Below are 8275 nucleotides of genomic sequence, written 5' to 3' on the forward strand. Positions count from 1 at the left end.
GTCAGGGGCGCGGGCGGTGGGGGGCGAAGAACTCGCGGAGGAGCGCCGCGCTCTCGGCGGCGAGGACCTCGGGGACGACCTCGACGGTGTGGTTGAGGCGGCGGTCGCGGACGACGTCCAGGGTCGAGCCGCGGCGCCGGCCTTGGGGTCCCAGGCGCCCATGACGAGCCGGGAGACGCGGGCGAGGACGAGTGCGCCGGCGCACATCGTGCAGGGCTCCAGGGTCACCGCGAGGGTGCAGCCCTCGAGCCGCCAGGTGCCCAGGGCCGCAGCGGCGGCGCGCAGGGCGAGCACCTCGGCGTGGGCCGTGGGGTCACCGGTGCCCTCGCGGAGGTTGTGGCCACGGCCCACGAGGGTGCCGTCCGGAGCGAGGACGACGGCCCCCACCGGGACGTCGTCCGTGAGCAGCGCGGCGCGGGCCTCGACGAGGGCCTCCCGCATGGCCTCGACGTCGACGAGGGAGGGCGGGACGCCCCTCAGCGCAGGGCCTCCAGCAGGTCGGCGAAGCCGACGGTCTCGCCGACCTCGGCGAGGACGGCGCCCGGGTCGTCGGCGTTGTCCTCGACGAGCTTGCGCAGGGTGCGGCCGGGGACGCCGAGGTCCTCGAGCAGGTCGGTCTCGCCCGCCCACACGGCGACGACGATCTCCTCGTCCTCCGGGGGCGCGCCGTCCTCGTCGTCCTCGTCCGAGTCGTCGTCCTCCTCGGCGGCGGGCTCCGCGTCGAGGTCCTCGGGGTCGTCGACGTCGGCCGCCGGCGCGAGGAGCTCGCCGTAGTGGCTCGTCGATGCCGCACCGAGGTCGCTGACGAAGAGCCGGGGCAGCTCGTCGCCGTCGACCCGGACGACCGCGAACCACTCGTCCTCGTGCTCGACGACCGCGATCACGGGCTCGTCGTTGACCGCGACGCCGCGCAGCAGGTCCGCGAGCTCGTCGAGCGTCGACGCGTCGTCGACCTCGACGTCGCGCGCCTTCCAGGTGAGCCCGGCCCGGGCGATGACAGCGGTGAAGTACGCCACGGGCGACATCGTGGCACCGTCAGGGGGCCGTCCGCGAGGGCCCCGGGCATGTCGCATCGATGTCGCGTCCGATGTCGCGCCGATCACGCGGGCCGCCGCCACGTCCGCGGCACCTGCTGGCGCCCGACCGGCCGCGATATGTTGCCCGCCATGCGCCTGCATGTCGTGGACCACCCCCTCGTCGCCCACAAGCTGACCGTGCTGCGGGACGTGGGCACGGACTCCCCCACCTTCCGCCGCCTGACCGACGAGCTCGTGACCCTGCTCGCCTACGAGGCCACCCGCGGCGTCCGGGTCGAGGCGCACGACATCGTCACCCCGGTCGCACCGACGACCGGCGTGCACCTGTCGGCCCCGAAGCCGCTCGTCGTGCCGATCCTGCGCGCGGGCCTGGGCATGCTCGACGGCATGACGCGGCTCGTCCCGACCGCGGAGGTCGGCTTCCTCGGGATGATCCGCGACGAGGAGACCCTCAAGGCGAGCACCTACGCGAACCGGCTGCCGGAGTCGCTGACGGGCCGCCAGGTCTTCCTCCTGGACCCGATGCTCGCGACCGGCGGCACCCTCGCGGCGGCCATGCACTTCGTCTTCGACCGCGGCGCGGACGACGTCACGGCGATCTGCCTGCTCGCCGCACCCGAGGGCATCGCGGCCGTCGAGGCGGAGTTCGGGGCCGAGGCGCCGGTGACGATCGTGACCGCGGCGCTCGACGAGCGGCTCAACGAGCACGGCTACATCGTGCCCGGCCTCGGGGACGCCGGCGACCGGCTCTACGGCGTCGTCTGACGACACGCGGAGCAACCACTCGGGCGACACGCCGTGATCCACATCACCCATCCGGCGGACACGCGGAGTGGATGCCCGAGTTGCGGCTTTTGGTGTCGCAAGTTCATCTCGGAATCACCCGTTCGGCTTCCCTCGAGTGACGGAAGTGACGTACGGTAACGCTGGTCGGCGTCCCGGTGACCTTCCGGCGTCGTAGGCGCACCCACGGTGACCCAGTCCGGGACACCACGGCGCGCCTTCGTCGTCGCGCCGTGGCGATCGGCAATGCTGGAACGTCCTGCCCGCTCACGAGGAGCGGGCGACGGAATGCGTCGGAGGAGGTGTGATGTCGACTCGTACGAAGAACGTGCTCGGCGCGATCATCGTCATCTTCGTGCTGTACGCCATCATCGTCAGCCCCCAGGCGGCGGCGGACTTCGTCCGCACCGGCTTCCAGGCGATCGCGGACGGCGTGCGCGCGGTGTTCGAGTTCTTCGACGCCATCATCAACGGCTAGTCCGGCTGCGCCATGGCGGTCCTGCCGCACAAGTGGCCGTGGCGGAACTGGCCCGTCGCGGAGCTGCCGCGCGAGATCCCGCGGTACCTGGCCGACACCGAGACGACCATTCTCGGCGGCCAGGTCCACGAGGCCGTCATGATCAAGCCGGTGGCCGCCTTCCTCGGCGGCACCGTCCTCACCTTCCTCGGGTTCGCGAACCTGCCCGACACCGCGGACGGCGCGCGCAACCTCCTCGCGCTCGCCTGGGTCGCGCTGCTCCTGTGGGTGTCGTGGCGCTGGTTCGAGTGGACCCGTGAGCTGACCTTCATCTCCGGCTACCGGATGATCAAGGTGGACGGCGTCATCATCCGCAAGATCCGGATGATGCCCATCGGCAAGGTCACCGACATGACCTACAACAAGACGCCGCTCGGCATCATCCTCGGCTACGGCACCTTCATCGTGGAGTCCGCCGGCCAGGACCAGGCGTTCTCGAAGCTGCCGTTCATCCCGGACCCGGACAACACCTACCGGCACATCCAGAACCTGTTGTTCAAGAAGGTCCCGCAGGACGTCAACATCGTGAACATCAGCACGCCGAAGCGGGTCAACGTCGGGTGGACCGGCCGCTTCCGCAAGGACCCGGACGGCCGCGGCGGCAAGATCGACCAGGACGACCAGAACCCGTGGTGAGCCGCCGCGGCGCGCGGCGGTCCGGCTAGCTCGTCTCGCGGACGACGAGAGTCGTGGGCACGACCGTGTGCCGCTCCGCGAGCGGCAGCCCCTCGACCATCGCGAGCAGCGTGCGGGCCATCTGACGGCCCATCTCGATGACCGGCTGCCGCACCGTCGTCAGGCCCGGAGAGATCCCCTCGGTCCCCGGCAGGTCGTCGAAGCCGACCACCGCGACGTCCTGCGGCACCCGCCGCCCGGCCTGCTGGAGCGCACTGAGCGCTCCCCGGGCCATGACGTCGTTCGCCGTGAAGACGCCGTCCAGGTCCGGGTGCGCGGCGAGCAGCCGGCGCGCGCCCTCGGCACCGGCCGCCTCGGTGAAGTCGCCCTCGACGGTCAGCGTCTGCGGTGCGCCGCCGGGCAGTCCGGAGACGACCGAGCGCCAGCCCTCGAGCCGGTCCCGGCCCACGACCATGTCGAGCGGGCCGCTGATGTGCCCGATCCGGGTCCGTCCGCGGGAGACGAGGTGCTCGACGGCCGACCGGGCCCCGGTGAGGTTGTCGGCGTCGACGGACGCGAGGCCGGGGATGTCCCGGTCCGGCCCCTCGACGGCCCCACCGATGACGACCGGCACGCCCTCCGTGGCGATGGCGCCGGGCAGCGGGTCCGCGCCGTGGACGGAGATGATGATGACGCCGTCGAGCGGCCGCCCGGCGGACCAGCGGAGCATCCGCTCGCGCTCCGCGGGCGTCTGCGCGAGGGCCAGGACCAGCTGGACGTCGTGCGCCATGAGCTCGGCGTGCACGCCCCGCGCGACCGTCGCGAAGTACGGGTCGCTGAAGAGCCGCTCGTCGGACTCGGAGACGACGAGCCCGATGGAGCCGCTGCGGCCGAGGACGAGGGAGCGCGCGGCGAGGTTGGGCCGGTAGCCGAGCCGGGTCGCGGCGGCCTGCACGGCCTCCATCGCGCGCCGGCTCACGTTGTGGCCGCCGTTGAGCGCCCGGCTCGCGGTGCCGCGCGAGACCCCGGCCTCCGCGGCCACCATCTCCAGCGTCGGCCGCTGCCGGCCGCCGTCGGCCGCCCTGCTGTCCTCCACGCGAGCACCTCCTCACCCTGTGCGGGTCCGACCGTACCGGGGTCGATCATCCCGGGACGCCGGTCGGGGGATGTCGCGCCGCACCGGCGGACGCGGCGGGCACGGCCGGTCGGGACGCCGTTCGGGCCGGGAGTCGGGACCGCCGGGGTCGCCGCGCGTGGCCCGCGGACGGCGTCCCCGGCGGTCGTCCCCGGTGGCGGCCGGAGACGCTCCACATGGGAGCGCTCCCAAGCGTGCTCTTCCCGGACGGACGTGTCAATCAGGGCGAGACGACGGTCAGGACGCGGCGTCGGGGTGCCGCCGGTCCGCCGCGTCGAGCGCGGCGGCCTCCTCGAGCGTGGGGGCCGTGCCGCCGAGGTGCGGCGGCAGCCACCAGGTGTCGTCGGGGCCGGACGGCCGGTCGGGGTACGAGCGCTGCACCCGGTCGAGCATCTCGGCCATCCGGGCGTGCAGCTCGGCGGTGACCTCCTCGGAGTTGTCGCGCTTGGCCGGCCGCAGCGGCTCCCCGTAGGCGATCGTCAGGGCCTTGCCGCGGCCGTAGTCGCGCGGGCGGCCCTTGGTGTAGATCCGCTGCCCGCCCCAGACGATGCACGGCACGATCGGCACCTGGGCGGCCTGCGCCATCCGCGCGGCGCCCGCCTTGAAGTCCTTGAGCATGTAGGCGCGGCTGATCGTCGCCTCGGGGAACACGCCCACGAGCTCCCCGGCCTTGAGCGCTGCGAGCGCGTCACGGAAGGCCTGCGACCCGGCGGCCCGGTCGACCGGGATGTGCTTCATGCCGCGCATGAGGGGCCCCGAGATCCGGTGCTTGAAGACGGCGTCCTTCGCCATGAACCGCACGAGCCGGCCCGCCGGCTGCGCACCGAGCCCGACGAACGTGAAGTCGAGGTAGCTCACGTGGTTGCTCGCGATGACCGCGCCGCCCTCGCGCGGGATGTGCTCGGTGCCCTCGAGCGAGAAGCGCAGCCCGAGGCCGCGGAAGACCGTCTTGGCCAGGAGGATCACCGGGGGGTACACGATCTCGCTCACGACACGTGAGCGTAGGGCGTGCCCGGGCCCGGCGGCAGACCCGGCCGTGCCTCCCGGCTAGGTTCTCGCCGTGGCCCTCTTCGACCTCAGCGGCGACGCCCTGCGCGGGTACCGCTCCACGACCCCCGAGCCGGCCGGCTTCGACGCCTTCTGGGCGCAGACCCTCGAGCGGACCCGGCGCACGCCCCTCGACGTCCGGCTCACCGCGCAGCCCACCGGCTTCGCCCTCGTCGACGTGCACGACGTCGAGTTCTCCGGCTGGGACGGGCAGCGCGTGCGGGGCTGGCTGACCGCCCCCCGCGGGGCTGCCGCCCGGGGCGAGCGGCTGCCGGCCGTCGTCGAGTACGTCGGCTACGGCGGCGGTCGCGGCCTGCCCGGTGACCCGTCGCGCTACGCCCTCGCGGGCTGGGTCCACCTCAAGATGGACACCCGCGGCCAGGGCAGCACGTGGTCCCCCGGGCACACCCCCGACCCGGACCCGCACGCCGGCCCGCAGCACCCGGGCTTCATGACCCGCGGGGTCGCCTCCCCGCAGGAGCACTACTACCGCCGGGTCTTCGCGGACGCCGTGCGCGCCGTCGAGGCCGCCCGGACGCTGCCGTTCGTGGACGCCGGCCGGGTCGCCGTCGCCGGCGGCTCGCAGGGCGGGGCGATCAGCATCGCCGTCGGCGGGCTCGTGCCGGACCTCGCCGCGGTCGCGCCCGACGTGCCGTTCCTCTGCGACATCCGGCGGGCGACCACGATCACCGACTCCGACCCGTACGGCGAGGTCGTGCGCTACTGCGCCGTCCACCGGGACATGGTCGGCACCGTCTTCGACACCCTCGACCACCTGGACGGCGTCTTCCACGCCGCCCGCGGCACGGCCCCGAGCCTGTGGAGCGTCGGGCTCATGGACGACATCTGCCCGCCGTCCACGGTCTACGCCGCCTTCAACGCGTGGGCCGGGCCGAAGCGGATCGTCGAGTACCCGTTCAACCGGCACGAGGGCGGCGGCGGCTTCCACGAGGGCGAGGTCCTCGGCTTCCTCCACGAGGTCTTCGGGACCACCCCGGTCGCCTGAGCCACGGCCGGCGGCCACCCCGCGACTACCCCGCGGCGGCCCGCTCGTCGCGGTCGAGCCAGGTGCACACGCAGACCTCGTTGCCGTCGGCGTCGGCGAGTACCCAGAACGACCGCGCGAAGGAGTCGTCGAGCAGCCGGCCGCCGGCAGCGAGCGCCGCCTCGACGCGCGCCTGGGCCTCGTCGTGGGCGACGGTGACGTCGAGGTGGATCCGGTTGCGCTGCGGCCGCGGGGCGCCCATCTGCTGGAACCACAGGGCCGGCAGCTGGCCGGTCGGGTCGACGAGGGCCCCGTCCGGCGCCGCCGGGTCGCTCGCGGGGTCGTCGACGTAGCCGAGGACGGCCTTCCAGAACGGGCGGATCCGGGCGGCGTCCTCGGTGTCGATCGCGAGCTCGAGCATCTGGACCGGGCGCGGCACGCCCGTCGCCGGTGCCGCGGGGACGCCGAGCGCCGCGGAGATCGCCCGGGCGGCGGCGACGTCGAGATCGGTGACGCGGCCCGCGGTGCGGGTCGCCAGCGACAGCTCGACCCGGTCGGGCCGGACGTCGGCACGCAGGTGGTCGTCGGCCCGCGGTCCGGCCGCCGCGACGGCGCGGGCCGCGACCGCGCACCCGTCCGCGAGCGACGCCACCGGGACCGAGAGGCAGAAGGTGCCGAGCAGGTAGCGCCAGCCCTCGGCGACCACGGCCTCCTGGGCCGCCGTCCGGGTCAGGAACCGTACGGATCCGTTCGTCATGCCCCCGACCGTACGACCGGCCCCCGACAACGCACGCTCAGCCCGCGAACGGCAGCACCGGTAGCCCCCGCACCCCCGGGGTGACCCGGAACAGGGCGCCCGCCTGCGGGTCCTCCCCCGCGGCGAGCCCCTGCCGGGAGGTCGTCACGTACAGGTCGTCGAGCCCCGGGCCGCCGAAGGCCGGGCACGACACCTGCCGGGCCGGCACCCGGACGACGACGTCGAGCGTGCCGTCGGGCGCGTAGCGGTGGACGGCGGACCCGGCCCAGAGCGCCACCCAGACGCCGCCCTCGGCGTCGACGGTCAGGCCGTCCGGGTGCCCGGCCGCGGGGTCGACCGTGACGAAGGGCTCCCGCGCCGCGACCGATCCGTCGGCGGCGAACGTCAGCCGCTCGACCCGGCCGGTCGGGGTGTCGGTCCAGTAGGCGAAGGTGCCGGTCGGGTCGAAGCAGAAACCGTTCGAGATCGTCACGCCGGTGATGACGGCCTGGACCGGGCCCTCGGCGGGCACCCGGTAGAGGCTGCCCGCGCCCGGGCTCTCGTCGTACGCCATCGTCCCGAGGAGCAGGTCGCCCGCCGGGTCGCAGCCGCCGTCGTTGCACCGCACGCCGGCCCCGTCCGGCAGCGTCGCGACGGTCCGTGGCGCGACCGCCTCGTCGTCCGGGTCGTCGAGCACGGCGACGCTGCGCTCGAGCGCGACGACGAGGCCGCCGTCCCGGAGCGGCCGCACGCACGCGACGACGGGCCCGAGGGTCCGCCGGCGGACGGCGCCGGTCGCCGGGTCGAAGGTCATGAGCCCGCCGGCGACGACGTCGACGAACCGCAGCACGCCGGCCGAGGCGTCCCAGACCGGGCCCTCGCCGTGGTGGGTGCACACGTCGGTGACCTGCTCGGCGTCGAGGACGGTCGGCACGGGCGGGGTCGGCATGCCGACGATCCAACCACCGTGCCGCATCGGCACCCATCCGGACGGGCGACCGCGCCGAACACATGTCGTTGAACCGGCGCCGGGGCGACTACGTTCCGGAGGCGTGGGACCGACCGGCACCACGGACGAGCACCTCATGCGCCAGCTCTACGACGCGCACGCGGGGGTGCTGCTCGGCTATGTCCGCAGACTGGTCGGTGGTGACACGGCACGTGCGGAGGACGTTGTGCAGGAGACGCTGCTGCGGGCCTGGCGGCACCCCGAGGCGCTCGACCCCGAGCGCACCGGCGGGGCGTCCGTCCGGGCCTGGCTGCTCACCGTCGCCCGCAACCTCGTCATCGACGGGGAGCGCGCCCGCAAGGTGCGCCCGCGCGAGGTCGCGGCGGTGAGCGACACCGACGTGCTGCCGGCCCGCGTGCTCGCGGCCGGCGGCGTCGACGAGATGCTCGACCGGGTGCTCCTCGCGCACGG

General features: G+C 74.4%; 10 protein-coding genes and 1 pseudogene. 5 read left to right on the forward strand and 6 right to left on the reverse strand.

Annotation, left to right across the window (positions count from 1 at the left end; translation table 11 throughout):
- Position 1: 1 nt before the first annotated feature.
- Both ECOMGDLI_RS31555 and ECOMGDLI_RS31560 read right to left on the reverse strand, forming a co-directional pair.
- Positions 2 to 441 (reverse strand): annotated as a pseudogene (locus tag ECOMGDLI_RS31555) (nucleoside deaminase).
- 35 nt (positions 442 to 476) lie between these two features.
- Positions 477 to 1025 (reverse strand): tRNA adenosine deaminase-associated protein, encoded by a 549-nt coding sequence (locus ECOMGDLI_RS31560; RefSeq protein ID WP_158221234.1) that lies wholly within the window; start codon positions 1023 to 1025, stop codon positions 477 to 479.
- A 141-nt stretch (positions 1026 to 1166) separates the two neighbouring features.
- Between ECOMGDLI_RS31560 and upp the strand changes: the two genes are divergently transcribed.
- The 3 genes from upp (at position 1167) to ECOMGDLI_RS31570 (ending at position 2973) form a co-directional block, all read left to right on the forward strand.
- Positions 1167 to 1802, forward strand: a complete 636-nt coding sequence (upp, locus tag ECOMGDLI_RS31565; RefSeq protein WP_088320794.1) for a uracil phosphoribosyltransferase — start codon at positions 1167 to 1169, stop codon at positions 1800 to 1802.
- Between the two features lie 325 nt (positions 1803 to 2127).
- Positions 2128 to 2298, forward strand: a complete 171-nt coding sequence (locus ECOMGDLI_RS35665) for a hypothetical protein (RefSeq protein WP_198955359.1) — start codon at positions 2128 to 2130, stop codon at positions 2296 to 2298.
- Between the two features lie 12 nt (positions 2299 to 2310).
- Positions 2311 to 2973 (forward strand): PH domain-containing protein, encoded by a 663-nt coding sequence (locus tag ECOMGDLI_RS31570; RefSeq protein WP_088320790.1) that lies wholly within the window; start codon positions 2311 to 2313, stop codon positions 2971 to 2973.
- A gap of 25 nt (positions 2974 to 2998) precedes the next feature.
- On the opposite strand, the gene ECOMGDLI_RS31575 is transcribed toward ECOMGDLI_RS31570, so the two are convergent.
- Together ECOMGDLI_RS31575 and ECOMGDLI_RS31580 are read right to left on the reverse strand one after the other, a co-directional pair.
- Positions 2999 to 4048: a LacI family DNA-binding transcriptional regulator gene (locus ECOMGDLI_RS31575; RefSeq protein ID WP_233153702.1), complete on the reverse strand. Its 1050-nt coding sequence runs from the start codon at positions 4046 to 4048 to the stop codon at positions 2999 to 3001.
- A gap of 276 nt (positions 4049 to 4324) precedes the next feature.
- Entirely contained in the window at positions 4325 to 5077 is a 753-nt protein-coding gene (locus tag ECOMGDLI_RS31580; RefSeq protein ID WP_088320791.1) for a 1-acyl-sn-glycerol-3-phosphate acyltransferase, read from the reverse strand.
- 70 nt (positions 5078 to 5147) lie between these two features.
- Here ECOMGDLI_RS31580 and ECOMGDLI_RS31585 point away from each other — a divergent pair, with 70 nt between their 5' ends.
- On the forward strand, positions 5148 to 6140 hold the full coding sequence (locus ECOMGDLI_RS31585) for an acetylxylan esterase (protein WP_088320792.1): 993 nt from the start codon (positions 5148 to 5150) through the stop codon (positions 6138 to 6140).
- 25 nt (positions 6141 to 6165) lie between these two features.
- Here the strand turns inward: ECOMGDLI_RS31585 and ECOMGDLI_RS31590 are convergent, their stop codons facing one another.
- Both ECOMGDLI_RS31590 and ECOMGDLI_RS31595 read right to left on the reverse strand, forming a co-directional pair.
- The gene (locus ECOMGDLI_RS31590; RefSeq protein ID WP_088320793.1) at positions 6166 to 6876 is read right to left on the reverse strand and encodes a VOC family protein; all 711 of its coding nucleotides are present in this window, start codon (positions 6874 to 6876) and stop codon (positions 6166 to 6168) included.
- A 37-nt stretch (positions 6877 to 6913) separates the two neighbouring features.
- The gene (locus ECOMGDLI_RS31595; protein ID WP_088320796.1) at positions 6914 to 7804 is read right to left on the reverse strand and encodes an SMP-30/gluconolactonase/LRE family protein; all 891 of its coding nucleotides are present in this window, start codon (positions 7802 to 7804) and stop codon (positions 6914 to 6916) included.
- A 103-nt stretch (positions 7805 to 7907) separates the two neighbouring features.
- On the opposite strand from ECOMGDLI_RS31595, the gene ECOMGDLI_RS31600 reads away from it, so the two are divergent.
- Positions 7908 to 8275, forward strand: a 368-nt coding sequence (locus tag ECOMGDLI_RS31600) for a sigma factor (protein WP_304441422.1), incomplete at its 3' end; no start/stop codon positions are given.

The organism is Kineosporia sp. R_H_3, assembly GCF_002198675.1.
Classification (GTDB): domain Bacteria; phylum Actinomycetota; class Actinomycetes; order Actinomycetales; family Kineosporiaceae; genus R-H-3.

What these genes read in the sequence shown, in the direction of transcription:
- ECOMGDLI_RS35665 (WP_198955359.1), top strand. Translation starts at nt 2,128, where the DNA reads ATGTCGACTCGTACGAAGAACGTGCTCGGCGCGATCATCGTCATCTTC.
- ECOMGDLI_RS31595 (WP_088320796.1), bottom strand. Translation starts at nt 7,804, where the DNA reads ATGCCGACCCCGCCCGTGCCGACCGTCCTCGACGCCGAGCAGGTCACC.
- ECOMGDLI_RS31590 (WP_088320793.1), bottom strand. Translation starts at nt 6,876, where the DNA reads ATGACGAACGGATCCGTACGGTTCCTGACCCGGACGGCGGCCCAGGAG.
- ECOMGDLI_RS31570 (WP_088320790.1), top strand. Translation starts at nt 2,311, where the DNA reads ATGGCGGTCCTGCCGCACAAGTGGCCGTGGCGGAACTGGCCCGTCGCG.
- ECOMGDLI_RS31560 (WP_158221234.1), bottom strand. Translation starts at nt 1,025, where the DNA reads ATGTCGCCCGTGGCGTACTTCACCGCTGTCATCGCCCGGGCCGGGCTC.
- upp (WP_088320794.1), top strand. Translation starts at nt 1,167, where the DNA reads ATGCGCCTGCATGTCGTGGACCACCCCCTCGTCGCCCACAAGCTGACC.